Genomic DNA, 23756 nt, shown 5'->3' on the forward strand with positions numbered 1-23756 from the left:
CCCGCACAGGGAACGCCGGCACTCGACGTCAGGGGTAGACGGTGATCGTCTGCTCGGCCCCGGCGCCGGCCTGCACGGGCAGCACCGCGAGTGCGCCCGGCTCCGTCATCGTGACGGCGGCGTGAACCGTGGCCGACGTCCGCAGCAGGTACGTCGTCCCCGGCTCCACGTCGGCACTCACCGACTCTCCCGCCCGGACGACGATCTCCTCGGCGCCGCCCCCGTCTGCAGGCTCGAGCGACACCGTGGCATCCTCGTCCGCGGTGTTCGTGATCTGCAGCTGCGCCGTCGGTCCCTCGGGGACGGCGACGAGGACGTCGGCATCGATCTCAGGAGCCGGGGTCACCCAGGCGAAGTCGGATCCCAGGCCGGCGCCGTCCTGCTGACGCACGGCAGCCACCACGGCGACGTCGGCCTCCACCTCGACCGAGTACGTACCGGGTGCCAGTCCGCTCAGCGAGACGTCGGCCGGGGTCGCGGACGACAGCGGGACGGCGAACTCGTTCGCCACGTCGCGTGACCCGGTGGCCCGCACGACGATGCGGGCCTGCCCGTCCGCGTCCGGAGAGAGCAGCCGCATGACGGTCATGTCCGCCTCGTCGCCCTCGACGGGGAACGACTGCACTCCGGAGAACACGAGGTTCTGCTGCGCACCCGCCACTGCGTCCTGCAGATCGATGCCGGCGGGATCGAGAACCCGCACGAGGGAGGACTGCAGGACGGCACGCACCGGCGCGCCCACCGCGTTGACCTTGACGACCGGGGCGTCGTTCCCGGCCGCGATCGACGAGAGGGGAAGAGCGAGCTGCGTGCCGGCCGGCACCACCACGGTGCGCGCGCTGCGCGTGGTGCCGTAGACGGACAGCGTCACCGTGGTCGGAACCTTCCCGGCATTGGCCAGGGTCACGATGTCCTCGGTGCCGGTGCCGACACTCCCGCCGACGAGCCAGGACTCCAGGCGGGGTTCGCCGCACGCCAGAGCGGCGAACCCCGCGAGGTCATCTTCCGCGATGGTCACCGACTCCGCCGCCGCGATCAGCGGCGCGGTGCGGCCCTCGACCGTGCCGGTGAGCACGCGGACCTCGCCGGCATCCGGCAGGTCAGGGCTCTCGAGCGTCGTGGTCGACGGACGCCCCGAGGTGCCGGCGTCGGTGAGGGTCGGCGACGCGGCGGAGCGCATGTCCAGAGGGGCCGACGAGTCCCGCCCGAGCGCGCGCAGATCGCCGTTGCAGACGAGGACGGTGTCGCCGGGCAGCGGTGTGACCTGGACCTGGGCGGGGTCGTGGCTGATCTCGGGCCACGGCGCATGGATCGCCGCGACGACACCGACCGTGCACGCGACCGCGACCGCGACCCCGGTGATGAGGCGGGCGCTGGTGGCGGCGACTCGGAAAGCACGGGTGCCGTTCATCGGTTGTCCTCCTCGGCGGCATCGGCGGGCGACGCCGCATCGGCGGATGGCACTGCCTCGTCGGACGGCACTGCGTCGTCGGACGGCGACGGCTGCTCGGAGGCCGCGGCATCAGAGACTGCCGCCTCATCAGAGGCAGCCTCCTCATCAGAGCGCACATCATCGACAGAAGGAACCTCGTCCGCCGACGGTTCCTCATCGGAGGGAGCGGATGCTTCGTCGGAGATCGCCTCGTCGTCGGGCCCCGGCGCCTCGTCGGGTGATTCCACACCGACGAGCGGATCGTCGGAGATCGCATCCTCGGTCTCGCCGGTCGCGACGGTCGGCACGGTCGCCTCCGCGATCCCGGCGTCGTCGTCCTCCCGATCCTCCGCGTGCCGCGGGAGCACGAGCGGCTCCTCGGGAACCCGGCCGACGATGCGGGACTGCGAGCGAGCGGCGCGGCGCGATGCGCGCGTCGGGACGGACAGCAGCAGGGCGGCGAAGACGAACACGAGCTGCAGGGTGATCACCAGGCGCGCCGTGCCCTGCTGGGTCTGCGTCAGCGCCTTAGGTGCTGCCGCGTCGGCCTCCAGCCGCCACAGCACGCCGCGCTCCGTGGTGCCGGCGTGCACGAATCCGGGACGCTGATCGATCGAGGTGACGGCCGTCGTCCCCAGCGCACGCGCCTTGTCGCTCTGTCCTCCGGGGAGCTGAGCGAGCAGCACATAGCTGATGCCCTGCTTCGCCAGTTCACCCGGAGCATCGAAGTCGCGAGCCGAGAGCAGGTCGACGGCGAGCGTGGTGATGTCGGTCCCCTGCGGTTCGACGGCGGTGGTCATCATGGTCGACTGGGCTCCGAGAGTCTCACTCGCTCCCCAGGCGACATCGACGGCCAGGCCGCCGTCATCCTGAGGAGTGAGGACCAGGGTGGCGATCTGCTGATCCCCGGCGGCCTGCGCCGCGACATAGGCCGGCAGCGTCGAGGTCGGGCCGTTCGTCAGGGCCGACCGGTCGAGGTGGAACGCCGTGAGGGTCGGCACCGCGCACACCACGAGCGCGACGGCCGCGATCGAGGTGGCGACCAGGCGGAGTCGTGGCAGGGTGAGCGCAGTGTCCAGCGTGACCAGCGCCGCGCCCACGAGACCGATCCACGCGAGGCTGAGACCGGCACCGGGCCAGATGGCGACCGGATTGCCCTGCGTGAAGCTCACGGTGATGCCGACAGCGAGGAACGCCGTCGCGAGTCCCGCCAGCGTCACGGTGAGGAGCGTGATGCCGGCGCGCCAGCGGGGGGCGACCGCGGCGGCGAGAGCGAGCAGGGCGATCGGAGCGCACAGCAGTGGCGCCCAGCTGCCGATCACGGCCGGAGCGAAGACCGTCCACCCGGCGAAGTCGCTCGTCGGGAACCCGGTCGCGAGTGCGAGGCGCCCGGCGGCGTCGGCGCTCGCCTGCGGGCCGGCCCAGATGAATCCGGGATCGCCGAGCAGTGCGAGCGGCGAGCCGTGCGCGACCTGCCAGAAGATGAGCGGCGCGAACAGCAGCGCCGTCGGAAGCGGGAGCCAGAGCTGCCGGCCGGCGCCGCGGAACTGCGCCGTCGCGAGGGTGATGCCGATCGCGACGACCCAGAGCAGCGCCAACGCGGGCGCCAGCGACGGTGCGCACGCGACGACCGCGGCGAGCAGGAGCGAGGCGGCGCCCGCAGCTCCCCAAGACCGGTGCGCGACGACAGCCGCGTGGAAGAGCCAGGGAAGCAGGAGATGCACGAGCACGGCGCTCGGCCGTCCGTCGACGAGCGCCGTCAGGAAGGTCGGCGCCATCGCCCAGGCCACGCCGGCGAAGATCCGGAGACCCGCACGGTCGGTGACGCGCGTGGCTGCGAACCATCCCCCGAGAACGGCGAGCGGAAGGGCGAGGATCCAGAGCAGCACGAGTGCGAAGGAGGGACCGGCCGGCCAGAGCGTGCCGAGGATGGCGACGACTCCGGCGAACGGATCGGCGGGGCCGACCAGATCGAGACCGACGCCGCGGAGCCCCCAGGCCGCATCGCTCCACAGAGCGGACACCGTGTCCCGCAGGGGCAGCAGTGCTCCGCCGCCGACGGTCGGCCATGCCAGCACCGTGGTGAAGGAGGCGATGCTCACCACCAGCGCGGCCAGCACGGCCCACGCGCCGCCGCCGGAGAAGAAGCGCAGCTCGCTGACAGCACCGCCCTCGCTGCCGTGTCCGTCGTCGAGACGGCGACGCAGCTGCGACGACGTGACCCGCAGCGGAGCGATGCTCGCCCAGGTGGAGGCGCGGAAGGAGCGGATGCGGGCACGCGAGCGTGCGACGGCGTTGACGCGCAGCATCGCGGTGAGCGCGGCGGCCCACTCGGGGATCACCGCTTCCGGTCGCTTGCCGATGAGGTGCGTGATCGATCGCCAGAGCGCGAGCGGGAGGAGCGCCAGCCAGTGCAGGGGCACCACCGGCGCTGGGGCGTAGGCGAGGCGGCGATGCAGCTGTGCGAGACGTCGGACGTAGGCTCGGCGCGAGCCACCGGAGGGCAGAGCTGCAGGCCCGTCCGGAGCCGCCGAGATGCGCGCACTCGGTGCGAGCACGACGCGGCCGCCCCCGAGGCGGGCGCGGACCCCGAGATCGAGACCTTCATCGGCCCCGGCGAGCGCAGGGTCCGGGCGCAGCGCGTCGCGGACCTCGCCCCGGATGAGGATGCCGCGGATGTCGGACCCGAGCACGTCGTCCATGCCGTCGTGCTGTCCCTGGTCGAGCTCCCCCGCGGCCAGTTCGACCGAGCGTCCGAGTGTCGTCATCGTCACGCCGAGCGAGACGATCTCCCTCTCGTTGTCGGTCGCGACCAGCTTGGGAGCGACGATCACCGCGGAGGGCGAACGCTCCAGCATCCCGCTGAGCCGCTCGAGGGCGCGCGGGTGAGGTGCGGTGTCCTGGCCGAGGAGCCAGATCGCGGTTCCGTCGGCGACGCGGGGGCGTGCGAGTTCCACGGCCTCGGCGAACGACGTCGTCGCGCGCGCCTCGATGATGCCCTCGACCGTGCCGGCGACCGTCTCGCTCTCGCGAGCGGTCGTCGCATCGCCGCACATGACGAGGGTCACCGCGGCAGGAGGTGTCGTCTGGGACCGGACGGCGTCGAGAGTGCGGAGGAGCTGCGCGCGGGCAGAGGATCCGGGGCGCGCGACGATGATGGCGTGAACTCGGGCTGGCATGACGTGGTCAGCCTAAGCGCGCGATCCGCGCCTCTGGAGCAGTGGACGCGGCGCGCCCGCGAAGCCGGATGCGATCAGCTCGCGCGACGCTTGAGCTTGCGGCGCTCGCGCTCGGAGAGTCCGCCCCAGATTCCGAAGCGCTCGTCGTTGTTGAGCGCGTACTCGAGGCATTCCCCTCGGACATCGCACGTGGTGCAGATGCGCTTGGCGTCTCGCGTGGATCCGCCCTTCTCCGGGAAGAAGGCCTCGGGATCGGTCTGCGAGCAGAGAGCGTCGCTCTGCCAGGCGAGGGCGTTGTCGTCTTCGGCGTTCGGCTTCCGAACCCCCGGCACTCCGAGGTTGATCGGATCGACGAACCAGTTCTCCGGTACGTCGGAACGGTATCCCGTCATCTCGATCTCCAACCCTGTCTCCGCCCCCCGGCGGGCCGTGCTCACACTAATTACACCCGTGTCATTCGCTCCGGTCAAGTCGCGGATCGTAAACCCTCAAGCCGCTGTTTAAAGTTCTTGGTCGCGCATCGGCGTGTCGCGCCCGGGCGACGCGATGAACACCTCGCCGGCTCCGGACAGCGTGATCGCGCCCTCATCCGGCGTGGCGAACGCCACCGCACCGACGGCGATGCGTCGGGCCTCTCCTGCGGCGGAGGCGACGGTGACGTCGCCCGCGGTCGCGAGCACCATCGTCGGGCCGGCGACGTCCCGGGTGAGCGGCGTACCGCCCAGCGAGACCCGCTCGAGGGCGAAGTCGGCGATCGGCACCGGATAGACCGTGCTGCCGCTGTCCCCTGAGGGACGCAGCACCGGCACCTCGCCGGCGGAGGTGTCGAGGATCGACAGCAGCTCCGGCACGTCGATGCGCTTGGGGGTGAGACCGCCGCGGAGCACATTGTCGCTCGCAGCCATGATCTCGACTCCGAGCCCCGAGAGGTACGCGTGCAGCAGGCCGGCGCGCAGGAAGACGCCTTCTCCGCGCCGCAGGACCACGTGGTTCATCAGCAGGGCCACGACGACACCGGGGTCCCCCGGGTAGTGCTCCGCCACACCGGAGATCGCCCGGAGCGTGCCGTTCCACTCCCCCGCGTCCGCCGCGGCCGCGGTGCGCACGGCCTCGATGATGTCGTCGACCTCGGTCTGCGCCTCACCGCCGAGCAGCCACCCGATCACCGCGCGGAGGACGTCGCCGTCGCCGCGCAGCCGCTGGCGGAGTGCCTCGACGCCCGCGCTGTCGCCGAGCGCGTCGAGCAGCGACGCGGTGCCCTCCACCGGACGCAGCCCGCTGAGGGATTCGAAGGTGTCGCTGAGCGCCACGATGAGCTCGGGCTTGTGGTTGTCGTCCCGATAGTTGCGCCGCGGGTCGTCCGCCGCGAGACCGTCCTCCCGCGACCACCCCTCACGCGCCTGCGCGATCGTCGGATGCACCTGGATCGAGAGCGGCCGACCGGCCGCGAGCAGCTTCAGCAGGTACGGGAGCGAGCCCCCCGTGATCTGATCGAGCGTGCCGCCGCCCTCCACATCCGCCGGGTCGCCGGGATGGTCGCCGAACCAGACCTCGGCCTCCGGCGCGCCCGAGGGCGTGCGGCCCTCGAGCTCGGCGAGCAGGGAGTCGGATCCCCAGGCGTAGTCGCGGGGCGCGTTCGTGAGGCTGAGCAGCATGGATCCCAGCGTAGAGCCGTGCGGCGGCGCTCAGGGACGCACGAAGCGCGGCGCGGTAGCCTGAACGCGATGGCTCAGTACACCAAGCATCCCGTGGCGCCCCCGCCCACCGCGCCGGAGCGCGAGTCGACGGGGCATCTGCTGCTGCGCGCCTACGTGATCCTGGTGCTCTTCGTCACGTTCGCGCACTCGGCCGTCTACAACCTGCTCGGGATGATCGGCGCCGGGATCGTCCTCGCGGCCTTCACCCTCGCCACGCTCGCGATCGGCATCCCGATGCTCGCTCGCAACCGACCGCAGCCCTTCCGCTGGAGGCGCCTGCCCTGGTCGGCACTCGGCTACACGACGCTCGCGCTCGTCTCCGTCGCCTGGTCGCAGTGGCGCGGACCGACGCTCCTCACCTGGGTGCTGCTCGCCGCTGTCACGATCAACGGCCTGTTCATCGCGCACGTGCTCACCTGGCACGAGATCGTCCGCGCCCTGTCGTCGGCCTTCAAGTGGATCCTCGGGCTCTCGCTGGCTCTCGAGCTCTGGGTCTCCCTCGTCATCCACGGCCCGCTGCTGCCCAACTTCGCCACGCTGCCGGACGGCGAGATCGACCCGCAGTGGTACTGGGTGCGCGACAACCTGTTCGACGGCGGTCGCATCCAGGGCATCGTCGGCAACGCCAACCTGCTGGCGATCATCTCGCTCTTCGCGATCATCACCTTCGGCGTGCTCTTCGCCGCGCGCGCACGCTGGCGGACCACGCTCGCGATGTGGTCGCTCCTGGCCGCCTACTTCCTGTTCCGCACGTCGTCGGCGACCGCGCTGGTCTGCGCCGCTGCGGCCGCCGTGGTGCTCGTGGTCGCCCTGCTCATGCGGCGAGCCGGTACTCCGGGAGCGCGCACCCGCGTCTACGTGATCGCGATCGGCGGCACGGTCCTGGGCGTCGCGGCGGTGTGGCTGGTGCGGGAGCCGCTGCTCGCGCTTCTGGGCCGGAGCTCCGACCTCACGGGCCGATCCGACCTGATCTGGTCGAAGGTGCTCGAGCGCGCCGGCGAGCATCCGCTCTTCGGCAACGGCTTCTCGAGTCCTTGGATCCCGACGGACCCCGCGTTCGACGGCTGGATCACCGACCACGGCATCACCGTCTTCCACGCCCACAACATGTGGCTCGACGTGCTGCTGCAGCTCGGCGCGCTCGGGGTCGTCCTCATGGCGCTCGCCTACGTGAGCCTGCTGTGGCGCTCGTGGTTCTTCGCCGTCGACCGGCCGCGCTGGGACCTCGAGGCCGCCCGGCCGTTCTCGCCGCTCACGCTGCTCCCGAGCCTGTTCACCATCGTCCTCCTCGTGCAGGGGCTCTCCGAGTCGACCCCGATCATGCTCTGGGGATGGATGCTGCTGGTGCTGCTGTCGTTCAAGCTCAAGTCGGTTCCGCTGGTGGGCGTGGGCGAGCGCGACCTCCTCTTCGAACGCGGCGCGCGCCAGCGGCGGGTTCCGTGACACCGGTCCGCCCGATCGTGCGCCTTCTCGGGTCCGTCGAGATGGCACGGGCGTTCACGCTGGCCGCTCTCACCGCGGTGTTCGGATCGTTCGCGATCGAGCAGATGACGTCGGCCGTCACCCTGGCCGCGGTCATCACGGCGCTGTGCCTTCTCGGCGGCGCGATCCTCTGGGTCCGCCGGGAGGAGCTGTCGCCGCTGCGCATCGCGCCCTCCTCGCTCTTCGCGTTCCTCTGCTGGGCCCTGGTGAGCCTCGTCTGGACGACCGACCGCTCCGACACGGTGTTCGGCTGGCTCTCCCTGTTCGGGTTCGCCTTCCTGGCGATCACCGTCGGCCACATCCGCGACACGCTGCAGACGGTCCGCGCGATCGGTGACACGCTGCGCGGGCTGCTGGCCGTCTCGCTCGGCATCGAGATCCTGTCCGGCATCCTGCTCGACGTCCCGTTCGCCTTCCTCGGCGTCCAGGGGAATCTGGCCGCCGGCGGCCCCATCCAGGGTCTCTTCGGCAGTCGCAACATGCTGGGGTTCATCGCGGTCATCGCGCTGATCACGTTCGTGATCGAGTGGCGCACCCAGTCGGTCGACCCTCCACTCGCCGTGGTGTCGGTCGCCCTCGCCGGATCGCTGGCCTTCCTCTCCTCCTCTCCGACCGTTCTGGTGCTCGCCGTCGCCGTCGGCATCGTGACGGTCGCGCTGACGATCGTCCGGCACGCGTCGCCGGAACGGCGCAACCTCGTGCAGTGGATGCTGGGAATCCTCGTCGCTCTGGCGCTCACCGTGGCGTTCGCGCTGCGGCATCAGATCATCGCGCTCCTCGACGCCGGTTCCGACTTCTCGATCCGCGCCACGCTCTGGAACACGATCCTGGACTTCGTCGCCGTCAAGCCGATCCAGGGCTGGGGATGGTTCGGAGACTGGGCGCGCGGCGAGTATCCGTTCACCTACATCAACTTCCAGCTCGACGACCGCCATCAGAGCGCGCTGAACGCGTTCTTCGACGTGCTCCTGCAGCTGGGCTCGATCGGACTCGTGCTCTTCCTGCTGCTCGGCGGCGTGGCGCTGGTGCGCTCGTGGCTGGTGGCCAGCGTGCGGCGGTCCGTCGTCTACGCGTGGACGCCGATCACCCTCGTCACGCTCGCGGTCGACTCGATGTTCGAGAGCTTCACGATCGTCGGGGCCGGCTGGTTCATGCTCGTGCTCTGCGCCCTGCGCGCCGGCCAGTCCCGGTCCTGGCGCGAGAACATCGACGCCGCGCACACGAGCTCGATCCCGACGCTCCGCCCGCAGGAGTGATGCGGCCGGGGCGAGCCCGGTTCAGAGCACGACCTTCAGCGCAGGGTACCGAGCTTCTCGGCCCAGGCGATGGCGTCGCGCACACCGTCGTCGACGGAGCGCTCCGCCTGCCAGTCGAGGACCTCACCCGCACGATCGACGATCGCGAAGGCGCCGGCCTGATCGCCGGGACGGCGACCGGTCTCGACGACGGCGAGGGGCTCACCGGTCACGCGTTCGAATGCGGCGACCAGCTCGCGCACCGTCACGCCGTCGCCGGTGCCGAGATTGATCACCCGGTACGGCTCGTCCGCGGTGGCGACCTCGTCGAACCGCTGCACGGCCGCGACATGCGCGAGCGCGAGGTCCCAGACGTGGATGTAGTCCCGCAGCCCCGATCCGTCGCGCGTCGCCCAGTCGGTGCCGGTGATCGTGAACGGCTCGCCGGCGGCATGCGCCTGCATGATCTTGCCCAGCGCGTGCGAGGGCCTCGGGTTCTGCTGCCCGGTCCGGAGCTGGGGGTCGGCGCCGATGGGGTTGAAGTAGCGGAGCGCGATCGCACGGAAATCGCCGGCGGCGGCCGCGTCGCGCAGGATCTCCTCGACCATCGCCTTGGTGGTCGCGTAGGGGCTGGAGGGCGCGAGGACACCGTTCTCATCGACGCCTTCCCCGGTCTCCCCCGCGTAGACGGAGGCGGACGAGCTGAACACGATGCGGGCGATGCCGGCGTCGCGGAGTCGCTGGAGCAGGAGCACCGTCTTGCCGACGTTGGAGTCGTAGTAGCCGAGCGGGTCGGCGACGGAATCCGGCACCACCGCGCGGGCCGCGCAGTGGACGACCGCATCGATGTCCGGGTGGTCCGACAGCAGACGGTCGAGAAGGGCCGCATCGGCGATGTCGCCCTCGTAGAGGTTGCGGCCTTCGCCGAAGGCGCGGAGGCCCGTCGACAGGTCGTCGAGGATGACGACCTCGATGCCGGCCTCGATGCATGCCGTCGCGACGGTGGACCCGATGTAGCCGGCGCCGCCGGTGATCAATACCTTCATCGCCCTCAGTCTAGCCAGACGCCCGGGCGGCACGTGGAGCCGACTCTCCGCAGATCCGAAGGCGACGGACGGTAGGCTACTCACTGCTCGTCGCGTCGCGCGCTGTCCCGCCACAGCGGTCTGCGACACCAACATCGGAGAACTTACCCAGTGGCCCACGTCCTTCAGAACGTCGTCTTCCCACTTGATCGCGACCCCGATCTGCTTCCCCTGTACGCCGATCCCGAGACGTGGTCGGTCATCGAGGACGTGCCCGTGCGCGTGTCCAACCGTGCGCACCTCGGCAATATCCTCGGCCGTCACCGCGCGCGCATCGTCGCCGGGCGGCGTGTGTCGCTCGGCACCTACTTCAACGCTTTCCCCGCCTCCTACTGGCAGCACTGGACCAGCGTCCGAGAGGTCCGGCTGACCGTCCGCACGACGGGGCCCGCGACGATCCTCGTCTACCGCTCCAACGGCTCCGGCATCCGCCAGCGCGTCGCGACCCGTGAGGTGACCGGCGAGGCGACGACCTCGTTCGACCTCGACCTCACGCAGTACAGCGACGGCGGCTGGATCTGGTTCGACATCGTCGCCGACGAGAAGCCCGCGGTGCTCGAGGGCGCGGAGTGGACGACCGAGCAGGAGCCAGCGCGGTCCGGCAAGGCGTCGCTCGGCATCACCACGTACAACAAGCCGGACTACTGCGTCGAGACGCTGCGCGCCCTGGCCGCCTCCCCCGACGCGCTCGAGTTCGTCGACCGCATCTTCCTGGTCGACCAGGGGTCGCAGCTCGTCTCCGCGCAGGACGGCTTCGACGAGGTCGCCCAGAGCCTCGGGGAGACGCTGCAGGTCATCCGGCAGGAGAACCTGGGCGGATCCGGCGGGTTCGCCCGCGCCATGCACGAGACGCTGCAGCGCCCGGAGAGCGACTTCGTGCAGCTGCTCGACGACGACGTGCGCCTCGAGCCCGAGTCGCTGCGCCGCTCGATCGTGTTCGGCCAGTACGCGACGACGCCGGTGCTCGTCGGCGGGCACATGTTCGACCTGCTCGATCGCCCCAAGCTCCACGGCTGGGCCGAGGTCGTCGACGAAGACCCGTTCATGTGGCGCAACCTCTATCAGGAGAAGATGCCGCACGACTTCGGCGTGTCGAACCTGCGCCAGTCGACGCTGCTCCACATCCGGATGGACGCCGACTACAACGGCTGGTGGATGTGCCTGATCCCCCTCGACGTGATCCGCAAGGTCGGCCTCGCGCTCCCCGCGTTCATCAAGTGGGACGACGCCGAGTTCTGCCTGCGCGCCGGAGAGGCCGGGTTCCCGACGGTCTCGATGCCGGGCGTCGCCCTGTGGCACGTCTCCTGGGTCAACAAGGACGACACGATCGACTGGCAGGCGTACTTCCATGCCCGCAACCGGATCGTCGCCGGTCTCCTGCACTCCGGCGCCCCACGCGGAGGGGCGCTGCTGAAGCACAGCAGACGCGTCGACCTCAAGCACCTGATGATGATGCAGTACTACCCGGTGGCTCTGCGCGCCCGCGCTCTGCGCGACATCCTGTCGGGGCCCGACCACATGCGGCAGAACCTCGCCACGGCCATGCCCGCGGCGCGCGCTCTCGCTCCCGAGTTCCCGGAGACGGTCGTGCACCGCGATCCGGCGAGGGTGCTGCACTCCCGACGCGGCCGCCGCGTGTTCCAGCAGCTGTCGAAGAACGATCTGGACAACCCGACAGGCATCCGGCTGCGGGTGTTCACGCTCCGCACGCTGCTGTCCCACTGGCTGCACCGGCCGCACCCCGCGAACATCGCGCAGCCCGAGGTCGAGTTCGGCAAGGAGGACGCCCTGTGGTGGCGCGTCCCCGCCTTCGACAGCGCGCTCGTGAGCGCCGCGGACGGATCCGGCAAGAACATCTACACGCGCGACCGCGGACAGTACCGCCGCATGCTGCGCGAGAGCATCCGACTGCACTCCGAGCTGCGCCGCCGGTGGCCGCAGCTGCAGAAGCAGTACCGCGAGGCGCTCCCCGAGCTCGTCTCACCCCAGTCCTGGCAGCAGATCTTCGAGGAGAAGGCATGACCGCGGCGCCCGCTGCATTCGACCCCACGGCCGCGACGATCGTCATCGTCACCTTCAACCGCTCTCACCTGCTCTCGGGCCTGCTCACGAGCATCACCGGGATGGACCCGAAGCCCGGCCATGTCGTGATCATCGACAACGCGTCCGCCGACGACACCACCGCCGTCGTCGAGTCCTTCCGCGAGGGCATCGGCACCGAGATCGTCTACCGCCGCCTGGAGACGAACACCGGCGGTTCCGGCGGATTCAGCGAAGGCATGCGCACCGCGTACGAGCTCGGCTCCGAGTGGATCTGGATGATGGACGACGACGTCGAGGTCCTCACCGACGGCCTGGCGAAGATGGGCAAGTGGGCGCCGCGGTTCAAGAGCATCCAGGGCCGCCGCATCGACTACGACGGCAGCGAGTTCTACTGGCAGTACCGCATCGCGGAGCGCATGGGGATCCCGATCCCGTTCGCGCCGTCCGGATTCGACGACTCCGGATTCAAGGAGATGAACAGCGGATGCTTCGAGGGCATGTTCATCCACCGCTCGATCGTCGCGCAGATCGGCCTCCCCGACCCGAGGTTCTTCATCTACTGGGATGACCAGATGTACGGGTGGCTCGCCTCGCGCCGGACCACCGCCGTCATCGTGGACGAGTTCGTCCTGCGGCGCACGCGCGAGATCAAGCAGTGGGACATGGGCATCCGCCACATGAACGCGTCGAGCAACGCGTATCGCTACTACATCATGCGCAATCGCGGGTTCATCAAGCAGTACTACCGTGTGCACGGGGTCTACAACCCGGTCCTGTTCGGGCTGGGCACCGCGGCGACATTCGCGAAGGAGCTGATCCGGCTCGTGTTCGTGGAGAGGACCGTGCGCGGGACCAGCAACCTCTTCCGCGGAATCCGTGACGGCGGCAAGGCCGGACGCGACCGCACCTGGCAGCCGATGGAACCGCTGGAGGCATGACGATGGACGAGCAGCAGCCGGAACTGCGGTGGGCCCCGCTCCCCGCTCCCCCGAAGCGCACCGGCCGGATCTGGCTGATCGTCGGCCTCTCGGTCGCCGCTCTGGCGATCGTGGGCGTGCTGCTCTTCCTCTTCCTCCCTCGAGGTGACGGCCCCACCCCCGGCGCGAGCCCGTCGTCCACGCCGTCGGCCTCCGCGAGTGCGACGCCGACGCCGACACCGACGCCGTCCGCGACGCCGGCTCCGAGCCAGACTCCGATCGTCGACCCTCCGCCGGCGACCGACCCGACGATCGAGGCCTTCCGCGGTCAGGTGAGCGGCTGGCTCAACGACGCTCCGCGCGGACTCGACATCATCACCGGAGCGAACGGACCCGACGCGCTCCCGGTCGTCGAGACGCTCCAGCAGGACGTGCAGCGACTCTCCGACGCGCAGCCGCCCGCCTCGATCGCCGACGGATGGCGTGACGGGCTCTCGGTGTACTCGCAGCGGCTGACCGACCTGCAGTCCGCGCTGACCGTCGGCGCCGCTCCCGCCGAGACGATCGATGCCGCCCGTGCGGCCGTGCAGGACCTGCGCGCCCTCGTCGGACTCTGACGTCGTCGGGTCGGATCAGGACCCGGATCGATCCTCTTCCGTCCAGTCGACCATGCCCGCAGAGGCGCAGTCGGGTGCCGGGATCACGACGGGTGCGCCGTCGGCGAGGCTGCACAGCGCCAGTGCGGGCCTGCCCACCGGGGCGCTCTGCGGGCTGCCGCTCTGGAACTCCACACTCATGAGCAGCCCTTCATCCCATAGTCGCGCACATTCCTCGATCAGTTCGGGCGACGGGTTGGCTCCGCTCGGGACGGGGACAGACACCGCGATGCCGCGCGGATCCGAGAGCGCACCCCCGGACCCGGACAGGGAATCGACAGATCCGGCGACGGCAGCGCAGACCACATCCACCGACCGCGTCTCGAGGCCGCCGGCGACGGGCTCCGACCCCCGATCGGCTAGCGCCCAGGCGGTCCCGGCCCCGGCGAGCAGACACACCCCGGCGACCAGACCCCACGCGAGGCGCGTTCCACGCCTCACCGGTCGCGCGTCGGTCGCCTGCGTGACCAGGGCTCGTCGGAGCCGTGCGCGGAACTCCGGATCGATCCCTCCCGTGCTTCCGCTCATGTCGTCCCCTTTCCGCCTACCCGGGCGTCCGGGGTGAGCTCGGTCATCGCGACGCGCAGCCGCTGCTTCGCGCGACTGAGTCGCGTGCGGACCGTTCCGGCGGGCACGCGCAGCAGCCTGGCCGCATCGGCAGGCGCGACCTCCTCGATCACGCACAGCGCGAGGATCTCCTGATCCGACGCGCTCAGCCGCGCGAAGGCCGTCTCCACCTCACCTCGGCGATGCGAGCGCGTCTCGGCATCGAGCACCTCCTCCGCATGATCGGGGACGACGTCGGGCCGCAGTCGTCGGAGGAGGCGTTCGTGCCGCGTCCGGGTCCGGGCGCTGTTCCGCGCGATGTTGGCCGCCGTCACGAGCAGCCATCCGATCACGGAGCCGTTCACGACTCTCACCCGAGAGCGCAGCCGCCACGCCTCGAGGAACACCATCGCCGTGACGTCCTCGGCGTCCTCACGCGAATGGGCGAATCGCCGCGCCTGTCGATGCACACGGTCGACGTGCCGATCGAAGACAGCGGCGAAGGCGTCGGCGTCGCCGGCGCAGGCCTGCGCCCAGAGGTCGGCGTCGCTGCAGTCCATGCTCTGCCCGGGGTCAGTCACAGGTAGCTCAGCGCGGAACGAGGATCGATGAGACCACGACCGCGCCGGGTCCGTACTCCTGGTCCATCTCCCGCTGCAGTGCACCGTCCACGTCGTGGACGACCTGGATCGTGATCACGCCTGTCAATGCGTCCGGACCTGTCGTCATGACCTGATGCTCCGTCATCCTCTGATGATCCGCCATGATCTCCTGAACCCGCGCATTCAGCTCCGCATCGGTGAAGTCGACCGAGAACACGCAGAGCGCTCCTCCCCATACTTCGCGGATCCGTGCCTCCGCCCCCGCAGGATCCGACCGTACCCCGACGTTGATGATCGAGAGCCCGGCGTGCACGGCGTTGAGCCGCAACGCCTCGAGGGGATCCGTCCCGGGCGGCACGGTCGGGATCTCGCTGCGGTCGATCCACATGGTGCCGTATCCCTCCACGCTCGCGATCAGGCCGAACGCAGCGTTCAACGATTCATAGGACGCTCTGGTCTCGTCGACGATCTTCCATCCGCCATCCGGCGCGGGGCAGCGAGAAGGCAGGATCGGACCTGTCGGATGGGCGGGCGGTGTCGCGGCGATCGGTCCCGTGGAGACGACGGCGAGGGTCTCGGCGTCCGAGTCGTAGACTCCCGTCACCGTGAAGTCGCCCCAGCGCACGCCTGCGTGCTCCTCGTACTGCCCCTCGACGGCTTCCCAGTCCCACCCGGCGAGCTCCACCCCGCCGGCGCATGCAGGAGGATATGGCTGGAGTACTCCGAAGCAGAGATTCGTCTGTCCGTCGCGTTCGATGACCGCCCCCGAGGCTTCGGTCATGAACGTCGACGATATCCCGGCGCCGAGAGCTCCCCCTTCTCGCACCTCTTCCGCGCGTGGTGTGGCGCACCCCGTGGCGGCCAGGGCCAGCACCAGCACCACCGCCCCGCGCGCACGCCCTGCGATCGACCTCACCACACCGACCTCCCCCTTGAACTCCGGGATCCGCTGATGCGGCCCTCACCAGGGAGTGTCGCGAGGACGCCCAACGTTACAAGAAGGGTTCAGGCGTTGTAGTCGGCGTTGTACTGCGCCAGCACGTCGGCGATCGGCGCGTCGAGCACGAGCTCGCCTTTGTCGAGGTAGAGGCCCCGCGTGCAGAAGCGACGGAGGTCGCGCTCGTTGTGGCTCACGAAGAACAGCGTGCGCCCTTCGGCCAGCAGCTCGTCGATGCGGGTGTAGCACTTCTCGCGAAAGGCCTTGTCCCCCACCGCGAGCACCTCGTCGACCAGGAGGATCGGCTCGTCGAGCTGCGACACGACCGAGAACGCCAGGCGCACCTTCATGCCGTTGGAGAGGTGCTTGTAGGGGGTCTCCTCGAAGCCGGCCAGCTCGGCGAACGCGATGATGCCGTCGTATCGACGGGAGACCTCCTCGCGCGACATCCCGTGCAATCCGGCCGTGAGCCGCACGTTCTCGCGCACCGTGAGGTCGCCGACGAAGCCGCCCGTGATCTCGATCAGCGGGGCGACTCCCCCGTTGACCGTGACCGTTCCCGTGTCGGGCAGGAGGACCTTGGCGACCAGGCGGAGGAGCGTCGACTTGCCCTGGCCGTTGCGCCCGACCACGCCGATCGACTCGCCCGGCTGCACGGTGAACGAGACGTCGCGCAGCGCCCAGAACTCCCCGGGACGCGAGCGTCGCGAGGCCCCGGAGAAGAGATCCTTGAAGCTGCGTCGTCCTCGACGGTTCCGTCGGAAGTGGACGCCGAGTCCCTGGACTTCGATGGCCGCGGACATCACAGCTCCTTCAGCACGGGACGCTCCAGGCTCCGGAACGTCCAGACGCCCAGCGCGAGGATGACGATGCACATCACCGCACTGATCACGACGGGGGTCGTCTGCCAGAGCTCCGGGAAGAATCCGACGCGGTAGAGGGTGAAGATACCCGCCAGCGGATTGAAGGCGCCGATGGTGTCGAACGGCGCCGGCAGGTCCTGGAAGCTGTAGATCACGGGCGAGGCGTAGAAGAGCGCGCGCAGGATCAGCGCCGTCGTCCGCTCGAGGTCGGCGTAGAGCACACAGAGCGGAGCCACCAGCAGCCCGAGGCCGACGAGCAGCGTCACCTGCATGAGCATCGCCACGGGGAACCAGAGCAGCATCCAGTTGACGGTCGCGCCGCTGAACACCGCGAAGAGCACCAGCACCGGAATCGAGAAGAGGAACTCGATCCCCTTGCTCAGCACGATGCGGTTCACCCAGATCGATCGCGGGATGGCCGTCGACCGCACCAGGCGCGAGTCCTTCTTGAACGCCCTCGTGAAGTCGGACACCGAGGTGTTGAACCACACCCACGGCAGGAGCGCCACGATGAGGAACACGATGTAGGGATCCTCGCCGACGGTGCGGTGGAAGACCTGCGTGAAGACGAACCAGTAGATCGCGCTCATCACGAGCGGATCGAGGACGGACCAGAGGTAGCCGAGGAAGCTCGTCGCGTACCGGACCTTGAGGTCGCGGGCCGACAGCAGCCACAGCGAATGCAGATAGCGCCGGGGCGTCCCGGGCGCCCCGACAGCAGCGTGACTCACGATGTCGAGTCTAGGAGAGAGTGTTGTTCCAGAGCGACAGCGCCGAGCCGATGGCCATGTGCATGTCGAGGTACTGGTACGTGCCGAGGCGTCCGCCGAAGTGCACGTCCTTCTCGCCCTTCGCCAGGTCGCGGTAAGCCAGCAGCCCCTCACGATCCGACGGCGTGTTCACCGGGTAGTACGGCTCGTCCTCGCGGTTCGCGAAACGCGAGAACTCGCGCATGATGACCGTCTTGTCCTGCTCGAACACGTCCTTGCGCTCCGGGTGGAAGTGCTTGAACTCGTGGATGCGCGTGTAGGGCACGTCCATGTCGGGGTAGTTCATCACGCTCGTGCCCTGGAAGTCGCCGACATTCAGCACCTCCTGCTCGAAATCGAGCGTGCGCCAGCTGAGCGCGCCCTCCGCGTAGTCGAAGTAGCGGTCGACAGGGCCCGTGTAGACGACGGGCACCTGCCCGACCGTGGCCTTCTTGCTCAGAGGCTGCGACTCGTCGAAGTAGTCGACGTTCAGCTTCACCTCGATGTTCGGGTGATCCGCCATCCGCTCGATCCACGCGGTGTAGCCGTCGGTCGGCAGACCTTCCCAGGTGTCGTTGAAGTACCGGTTGTCGTAGGTGTAGCGCACCGGGAGGCGGCTGATGATGTCACCGGAGAGCTTGTGCGGATCGGTCTGCCACTGCTTCGCGGTGTAGTCCCGGAAGAACGCCTCGAACAGCGGGCGGCCGACGAGGGCGATGCCCTTCTCCTCGAAGTTCGCCGCCGTCTTGGCGTCGAACTCCCCCGCCTGCTCCTTGACCAGCGCACGCGCCTGGTCGGGGGTGTACGCGGACTGGAAGAACTGGTTGATCGTCCCCAGGTTCACGGGCATCGGGAAGACCGTGCCCTTGTGCGTCGTGTACACCCGGTGCACGTAGTTCGTGAAGGTCGTGAACCGGTTCACGTACTCCCACACCGTCGCGTTGGACGTGTGGAAGAGGTGCGCACCGTAGCGGTGGACCTCGATCCCGGTCTCGGACTCCGCCTCGCTGTAGGCGTTGCCGCCGATGTGGTGACGACGATCGATGACGGTGACTTTGCGGCCCGCTTCTGCTGCGCGCTCCGCGATGGTGAGGCCGAAGAAGCCCGACCCGACGACGAGAAGATCCATACCTGCAATCGTATCGGCGTGTACCTGGGAGCTCAGTCGCCCACGATCGGCCCGATGACGTCGGCCAGCATCGGAGCGAATCGGCGGACGTAGTCGAGGTTCAGATGGTCCGCGTCGTAGAAGACCGCCGTGCCGCCGATCGCGGCGTAGCACCGCGTCTCGTCGCAGAAGTACGGTCCGGCGTCGAAGGACCGGATCGATGGATCGTCCGCCGTGGATGCCGCGAGCAGATAGGGATCGGCCGGCTGCGCCTCGGCTATCGGCACCGCGCACGCGAGCGGGTTGCGCGCGTTGACGAGGAGGCAGTCGGGCGAGCGCACCTCACCGTTGAACGGTACGCCGCCGAGGGCGATCACCGTCACACCGGCATCCGCCCAGGCGCGCCAGGTGCTCTGCAGGCCGTCCGCGAACTGGTCGATCTGCGGGCGGTCGGTGCCGTCGTCCACGAGCTGCACCCGGCCCGCCGACGACGTGAGGACGACGTCGGGAGCCGCCTCCACGACCGCGGCCTGTACGGCGGCCGACCACTCCCGGCAGCGCGCCTGCTCCGCGGCACTCGCCGGCGTGCGGAACCCCACGAAGGGGGCGTCGATCACCGGGCACCCTCCGCCGAACGACGTGGTCACGATCCACCCCTCGGTGCGGGCGAGGTCGAACACCGCGCCCTGCCACTGCTGTGCGTGCGAATCGCCGACGAGCCACACCGTCGGCGCATCCGCGGCTCCCGCGCTGAAATCGCACACCACCGTCGCCGTCGTGTCGCCGAAAGGCAGCAGCGCCGGATCGGCCCCGCACTCGTCGGGCACGTCGAAATAGGCGTTCCCCGGGCCCATCACCACGTCGGCCGCCGGCCCGAACCGGTCAGGACACTCCGCGCCGGGATCCATCGCCTGGGGTCCGACGCATTCCTCGATCGTGACGGTCACGGGCGGCACGTCCGCCGCGGACGCCGCTCGGCCGGCCAGGACGAGCCCGCCGCCGACGAGAGCCACGGTGACGACGGCGCCCAGCATCGCGAGGAGGGTCCGACGCGGAGAGGCGGCGAGGACCTTCCAGCGCTGACCGGGCCGCTCCACGAAACGGGCTGTCGCCCAGGCCAGCAGCAGGGAGAGCGCCAGGATGCCGAGCTTCATGACGGTCGACGCAGCTGCTCCGACGAGGAACGGCACGAGCACGATCAGCGGCCAGTGCCAGAGGTAGAGCGAATAGGAGACGTCGCCGATCCACTGCACCGGCCTGGTCCCGGTCACCGCGGTGTGCCAGAGGCGCTCGCGTCCGGTTCCGGCGAGGATCACCGCCGCCGTGCCGAGCACGGGCAGCAGCGCCACGTATCCGGGGAACGGCGTCGCGGGGCCGAAGAACACGGCGGCCAGCGCGATCATGACGAGGCCCCCGAGCGCGAGCACATCGGCCCCCACGCGCGGGAGACGTCGTGTCGCGGTCAGCGCCAGCAGGCCGCCGACGCCGAACTCCCAGGCGCGGGTGTAGGTCGCGAAGTAGGCCTGGCTCGGGATGAGCGTCGTGGCGATCACGCTCGCCGCGAGCGAGGTGACGACGAGGACGGCCAGCACGACGACCGCGACGACCCGCGGGCGCGCCGACCGCCTGGCCGCCCACCAGGCCGCGGCCAGCAGGAGCAGCGGCCAGAGCAGATAGAACTGCTCTTCGACCGACAGGGACCAGTAGTGCTGCGCGACGGTCGCCTGGTCGTTGAGCGCCGAGTAGTTCACCGACATGGCGCTGAGGAACCAGTTCTCGACGTAGCCGGCGCTCGCCGCGATCTCGGCGCCGGCCCGCGGCCAGCGAGGGTACGGCAGGAGCAGCAGGGTGCCGATCGCGCTGACGATCAGCACCAGGAGCGCGGCGGGAAGGAGCCGGCGCACCCGGCGTGCGTAGAACGCGGCGAGCGCGATGCGCCCCGTGGCGGCCACCTCACGGGTGAGATGACTCGTGATCAGGAACCCGGAGATGACGAAGAACACGTCGACGCCGACGTAGCCCCCGGTCAGGCGGGTCGGCCAGAGGTGGTTGAGCACCACCGCGGCGATGGCGATCGCGCGGAGCGCCTGGATGTCCGCACGGAACGCGGCACGCCGAGGAGGGGCGGGCCGTGCGCGGTTCAGGTCGTGGCCCCTGCGGTGGCCATCAGCTCGACCGCGGTGCCGACGACGATGCGCGGAGTGCCCGCCCAGCGCGCGGCATCCGTCGCGGCGCGACCGTCGACGAGCAGCTTGATGCCGGGAAGCTGCGAAGGCTCGAGCTCACGGTAGGCGGCGTGGTCGGTCTGCAGGATCGCGATGTCGATGTCGTCGCCCAGCGTGTACGGCTCGAATCCGAGTCGGCGCAGCTCCTCATCGCTGTACAGCGGATCATGCACCTGGACGGCTGCCCCGCGCGCCTGCAGAGCAGCCACGGTCGGGAACACACCAGAGAAGGCCGTCTCCTTCACACCGCCGCGGTAGCTGGCGCCGAGGACGACAGCTCGCAGCCCGGACAGCGATCCGAGGATGCCCTCGGCCTGGGCGACCAGTCGCTCCGGCATGGATTCGTTCACGCGACGCGCGGTCCGCACGATGTCGGCGCCGGGGTCCGTCGAGAGGTAGAGCTTCGGATACACCGGGATGCAGTGACCGCCGACGGCGATGCCCGGGCGGTGGATGTGGCTGAAGACCTGGGAGTTGCAGGCCTCGATCACCTGGTAGACGTCGATCCCGTTGGCCCCCGCGAACAGGGCGAACTCGTTCGCGAGCCCGATGTTCACATCGCGGTACGTGGTCTCGGCGAGCTTGGCCATCTCCGCGGCTTCCGCGCTGCCCAGGTCCCACACGCCGTTGGCCCGCGCGAGATCCGGACGATCGTCGAACTCGAGGACGGCCTCGTAGAACTCCACGGCGCGACGCGCACCCTCGTCGGACAGCGCGCCGACCAGCTTCGGGTACTTGCGGAGGTCCGCGAAGATGCGGCCGGAGTACACGCGCTCCGGCGAGAAGACGACATGGAAGTCCTCGCCCTCGGTCAGCCCGGAGACCTCCTCGAGCATCGGCTTCCACCGACCGCGGGTGATGCCCACGGGGAGCGTCGTCTCGTACGAGACCAGGGTGCCGGGGCGGAGATGCTGCGCGAGCGACCTCGTGGCCTGGTCCATCCAGCCGAACTCGGGCTCCGCGGTCTCCTCGTTGACGAAGAGCGGGACCACCACGACGACGGCCTCCGCCGACGGGATCGCCTCGGCGTAGTCGGTCGTGGCGCGCAGGCGTCCGGCTGCCAGAGCTGCGGTGAGCCTCTCCTGCAGCTGCGCCTCACCGGGGAACGGCTCGACCCCGCTGTTGACGGCCTCGACGAGCGCCGGGTTCACATCGACCCCGATCACCTCATGTCCACGGTCGGCGAACTGCAGAGCGAGAGGGAGGCCGATCTTTCCGAGGGCCACGACGGCGATACGCATGAGCGATATTCTATGGCGCGGACGGAGGTCGGCCTCGCGCTCCCCCTCTCCCCCGCGTACCCGCGCAGACTGTTCACGGGATGTGCGCGGAGTGTGCGGAGGCTCCGGTCAGCGGCGCTGCCCCTCGAGCACGGAGATGACGCGGGTGGCCGCGTGACCGTCGCCGTAGGGCGCCTGGTCCGTGTCGGCGGGCCGTGGGCGCGTCACGCCGGCGGCGATCTCCTGCGCCGTGTTCGCGAGCACGTTCCAGCCCAGCTGCACGGTCTCGACCCATTCCGTCTCCGTGCGCACCGTCGTGCACGGCACGCGCAGGAGGAACGCCTCCTTCTGCAGACCGCCCGAGTCGGTGACGACGCCGGCGCTCGAGACGGCCGCGGCGATGAGGTCGGCGTACGCCAGCGGCGCATGCGCGATGAGAGATCCCTGGGTGAGCGCGATGCCGTGGGCGGCGGCCTTCGCGACGACGCGCGGATGAGCCAGCAGGACCACGGGCTTGTCGAGGTCCGCGAGACCGGCGGCGATCTCCGCCAGGCGCGCGGGGTCGTCGGTGTTCTCGGCGCGATGGATGGTCGCGACGTAGAACGCTCCCGCCTCCAGGCCGAGCTCCTCGATCAGGGCGGAGGGAGCCCCCGCCACCTGGTCGCGGACCTCGAACAGCACGTCGGTCATGACGTCCCCCACGAGCACCGTGCGCTCGGCGAGCCCCTCGTTCGCGAGGTGCTCGACCGCGACCTCGGTGGGAGCCAGCAGGAGGTCAGCCGCGTGGTCGGTCAGCACCCGGTTGTGCTCCTCCGGCATCCGGCGGTTGAAGCTGCGCAGACCGGCCTCGAGGTGCGCGACCGGGATGTGCATCTTCACGGCGCTCAGCGCCGCGGCGACCGTCGAGTTCGTGTCTCCGTAGACGAGGACCCAGTCCGGGCGGTGCTCGTCGAACACGGCGTCGAGCGCAGCCAGCATCGAGCCCGTCTGCACGCCGTGGGATCCGCTTCCCACACCGAGGTGCACGTCGGGAGCGGCGATGCCCAGGTCCTCGAAGAACACGTCGGAGAGCATCGGATCGTAGTGCTGACCGGTGTGCACGATCACGTGCTCCACGCCGGCGGCGAGCGCAGCCTTGTGGATCGGAGCGAGCTTCACGAACTGGGGGCGGGCGCCGACGACGCTGATGATCTTCACGATCACTCAGCCTAGAGCGCGGCGCCGCGCCGCACCCGACTCAGTCCGCGAACCGGCGGGCGGCGTCGGGGAACACGCGTGCCGGCACGCCACGGAGGACGCTGTACGGAGGAGCGACCGTGTTCTCGGTGACGACCGCTCCGGCGGCGATGACGCTGTGGTGGCCGATGTCCGCGCCCATGAGGACCACGGCGTTCGCACCGATATGCACGTGGCCGCCGATCCGACTCGACGCGCGCTGGATGTCTCGGGCGCGTTCGCTGACGCAGCGCTCGACCGTGGAGTGCGTGTAGATCTGCACACCGGCGGAGATGTCGCAGCCGTCGCCGATCACGAGGCCGCCGCTGCCGTCGATGACCGTGAACGCCCCGATCCAGACGCCGTCGCCGATCTCGGGCTCACCGACGATCCACGCGTGCGGATTGAATCTGTTGGCGGGGAGGCCGTGCCACGCGGGCACCTCCTGGTTCGGCGACTCAGCGGGCTCTCTCACGGTTCGGCGCACCTCCATCCCATATGATACTTAGCAGTCTGCCCGCTTCCGTGATGCCACGGGAGCTCGATAACGAGAGAACTCGAAATC

Annotated in this window: 20 protein-coding genes; 5 read left to right on the forward strand and 15 right to left on the reverse strand. The window is 69.9% G+C overall.

The window, feature by feature from the left end:
* Positions 1 to 28: 28 nt before the first annotated feature.
* The 4 genes from LBN7_RS01810 to manA form a co-directional block, all read right to left on the reverse strand.
* Complete coding sequence (locus LBN7_RS01810) at positions 29 to 1411, reverse strand: DUF5719 family protein (protein ID WP_407360785.1); 1383 nt, start codon at positions 1409 to 1411, stop codon at positions 29 to 31.
* Positions 1408 to 4611 (reverse strand): glycosyltransferase, encoded by a 3204-nt coding sequence (locus tag LBN7_RS01815; RefSeq protein ID WP_407360786.1) that lies wholly within the window; start codon positions 4609 to 4611, stop codon positions 1408 to 1410. Before LBN7_RS01815 ends, LBN7_RS01810 begins: the two co-directional genes overlap by 4 nt.
* 74 nt (positions 4612 to 4685) lie before the next feature.
* Positions 4686 to 5003 (reverse strand): WhiB family transcriptional regulator, encoded by a 318-nt coding sequence (locus LBN7_RS01820; protein ID WP_116635434.1) that lies wholly within the window; start codon positions 5001 to 5003, stop codon positions 4686 to 4688.
* A gap of 108 nt (positions 5004 to 5111) precedes the next feature.
* The gene (manA, locus tag LBN7_RS01825; protein ID WP_407360787.1) at positions 5112 to 6266 is read right to left on the reverse strand and encodes a mannose-6-phosphate isomerase, class I; all 1155 of its coding nucleotides are present in this window, start codon (positions 6264 to 6266) and stop codon (positions 5112 to 5114) included.
* A 69-nt stretch (positions 6267 to 6335) separates the two neighbouring features.
* Here manA and LBN7_RS01830 point away from each other — a divergent pair, with 69 nt between their 5' ends.
* Both LBN7_RS01830 and LBN7_RS01835 read left to right on the forward strand, forming a co-directional pair.
* Positions 6336 to 7751: an O-antigen ligase gene (locus LBN7_RS01830; RefSeq protein WP_116635364.1), complete on the forward strand. Its 1416-nt coding sequence runs from the start codon at positions 6336 to 6338 to the stop codon at positions 7749 to 7751.
* Entirely contained in the window at positions 7748 to 9046 is a 1299-nt protein-coding gene (locus tag LBN7_RS01835) for an O-antigen ligase (RefSeq protein ID WP_116635365.1), read from the forward strand. The genes LBN7_RS01830 and LBN7_RS01835 overlap by 4 nt, the downstream gene beginning before the upstream one ends.
* A gap of 35 nt (positions 9047 to 9081) precedes the next feature.
* On the opposite strand, the gene galE is transcribed toward LBN7_RS01835, so the two are convergent.
* Positions 9082 to 10071: a UDP-glucose 4-epimerase GalE gene (gene galE, locus LBN7_RS01840; RefSeq protein WP_116635366.1), complete on the reverse strand. Its 990-nt coding sequence runs from the start codon at positions 10069 to 10071 to the stop codon at positions 9082 to 9084.
* Positions 10072 to 10221: 150 nt separating this feature from the next.
* Here galE and LBN7_RS01845 point away from each other — a divergent pair, with 150 nt between their 5' ends.
* Genes LBN7_RS01845 through LBN7_RS01855 form a run of 3 tightly spaced genes read left to right on the forward strand, consistent with a single transcriptional unit; the run spans position 10222 to position 13687 of the window.
* Complete coding sequence (locus LBN7_RS01845; protein WP_407360788.1) at positions 10222 to 12132, forward strand: glycosyltransferase; 1911 nt, start codon at positions 10222 to 10224, stop codon at positions 12130 to 12132.
* Positions 12129 to 13091, forward strand: a complete 963-nt coding sequence (locus tag LBN7_RS01850; protein WP_407360789.1) for a glycosyltransferase — start codon at positions 12129 to 12131, stop codon at positions 13089 to 13091. Before LBN7_RS01845 ends, LBN7_RS01850 begins: the two co-directional genes overlap by 4 nt.
* A gap of 2 nt (positions 13092 to 13093) precedes the next feature.
* Entirely contained in the window at positions 13094 to 13687 is a 594-nt protein-coding gene (locus LBN7_RS01855; protein ID WP_407360790.1) for a hypothetical protein, read from the forward strand.
* 15 nt (positions 13688 to 13702) lie between these two features.
* Here the strand turns inward: LBN7_RS01855 and LBN7_RS01860 are convergent, their stop codons facing one another.
* The 10 genes from LBN7_RS01860 to LBN7_RS01905 all read right to left on the reverse strand — a co-directional run bounded on the left by LBN7_RS01860 (position 13703) and on the right by LBN7_RS01905 (position 23666).
* Entirely contained in the window at positions 13703 to 14254 is a 552-nt protein-coding gene (locus tag LBN7_RS01860) for a hypothetical protein (protein WP_407360791.1), read from the reverse strand.
* Positions 14251 to 14853 carry an RNA polymerase sigma factor gene (locus LBN7_RS01865; protein ID WP_407360792.1) on the reverse strand — a complete coding sequence of 201 codons (603 nt, stop codon included), beginning with the start codon at positions 14851 to 14853 and terminating at the stop codon, positions 14251 to 14253. Before LBN7_RS01865 ends, LBN7_RS01860 begins: the two co-directional genes overlap by 4 nt.
* 7 nt (positions 14854 to 14860) lie before the next feature.
* Entirely contained in the window at positions 14861 to 15790 is a 930-nt protein-coding gene (locus tag LBN7_RS01870; RefSeq protein ID WP_341945765.1) for a hypothetical protein, read from the reverse strand.
* Between the two features lie 89 nt (positions 15791 to 15879).
* Positions 15880 to 16614 (reverse strand): ABC transporter ATP-binding protein, encoded by a 735-nt coding sequence (locus LBN7_RS01875; protein WP_116635373.1) that lies wholly within the window; start codon positions 16612 to 16614, stop codon positions 15880 to 15882.
* Positions 16614 to 17405 (reverse strand): ABC transporter permease, encoded by a 792-nt coding sequence (locus LBN7_RS01880; protein ID WP_116635374.1) that lies wholly within the window; start codon positions 17403 to 17405, stop codon positions 16614 to 16616. The genes LBN7_RS01875 and LBN7_RS01880 overlap by 1 nt, the downstream gene beginning before the upstream one ends.
* Before the next feature lie 10 nt (positions 17406 to 17415).
* Positions 17416 to 18552 (reverse strand): UDP-galactopyranose mutase, encoded by a 1137-nt coding sequence (gene glf / locus LBN7_RS01885; protein WP_116636492.1) that lies wholly within the window; start codon positions 18550 to 18552, stop codon positions 17416 to 17418.
* A 32-nt stretch (positions 18553 to 18584) separates the two neighbouring features.
* On the reverse strand, positions 18585 to 20744 hold the full coding sequence (locus LBN7_RS01890; protein WP_407361691.1) for an acyltransferase family protein: 2160 nt from the start codon (positions 20742 to 20744) through the stop codon (positions 18585 to 18587).
* Positions 20672 to 21997 (reverse strand): nucleotide sugar dehydrogenase, encoded by a 1326-nt coding sequence (locus LBN7_RS01895; RefSeq protein ID WP_407360793.1) that lies wholly within the window; start codon positions 21995 to 21997, stop codon positions 20672 to 20674. The genes LBN7_RS01890 and LBN7_RS01895 overlap by 73 nt, the downstream gene beginning before the upstream one ends.
* 108 nt (positions 21998 to 22105) lie before the next feature.
* The gene (wecB, locus tag LBN7_RS01900) at positions 22106 to 23173 is read right to left on the reverse strand and encodes a non-hydrolyzing UDP-N-acetylglucosamine 2-epimerase (RefSeq protein WP_116636625.1); all 1068 of its coding nucleotides are present in this window, start codon (positions 23171 to 23173) and stop codon (positions 22106 to 22108) included.
* 40 nt (positions 23174 to 23213) lie between these two features.
* The gene (locus LBN7_RS01905) at positions 23214 to 23666 is read right to left on the reverse strand and encodes an acyltransferase (RefSeq protein ID WP_243408987.1); all 453 of its coding nucleotides are present in this window, start codon (positions 23664 to 23666) and stop codon (positions 23214 to 23216) included.
* Between the last annotated feature and the right edge of the window lie 90 nt (positions 23667 to 23756).

This window comes from Microbacterium sp. LBN7 (assembly GCF_045690345.1).
GTDB lineage: Bacteria > Actinomycetota > Actinomycetes > Actinomycetales > Microbacteriaceae > Microbacterium.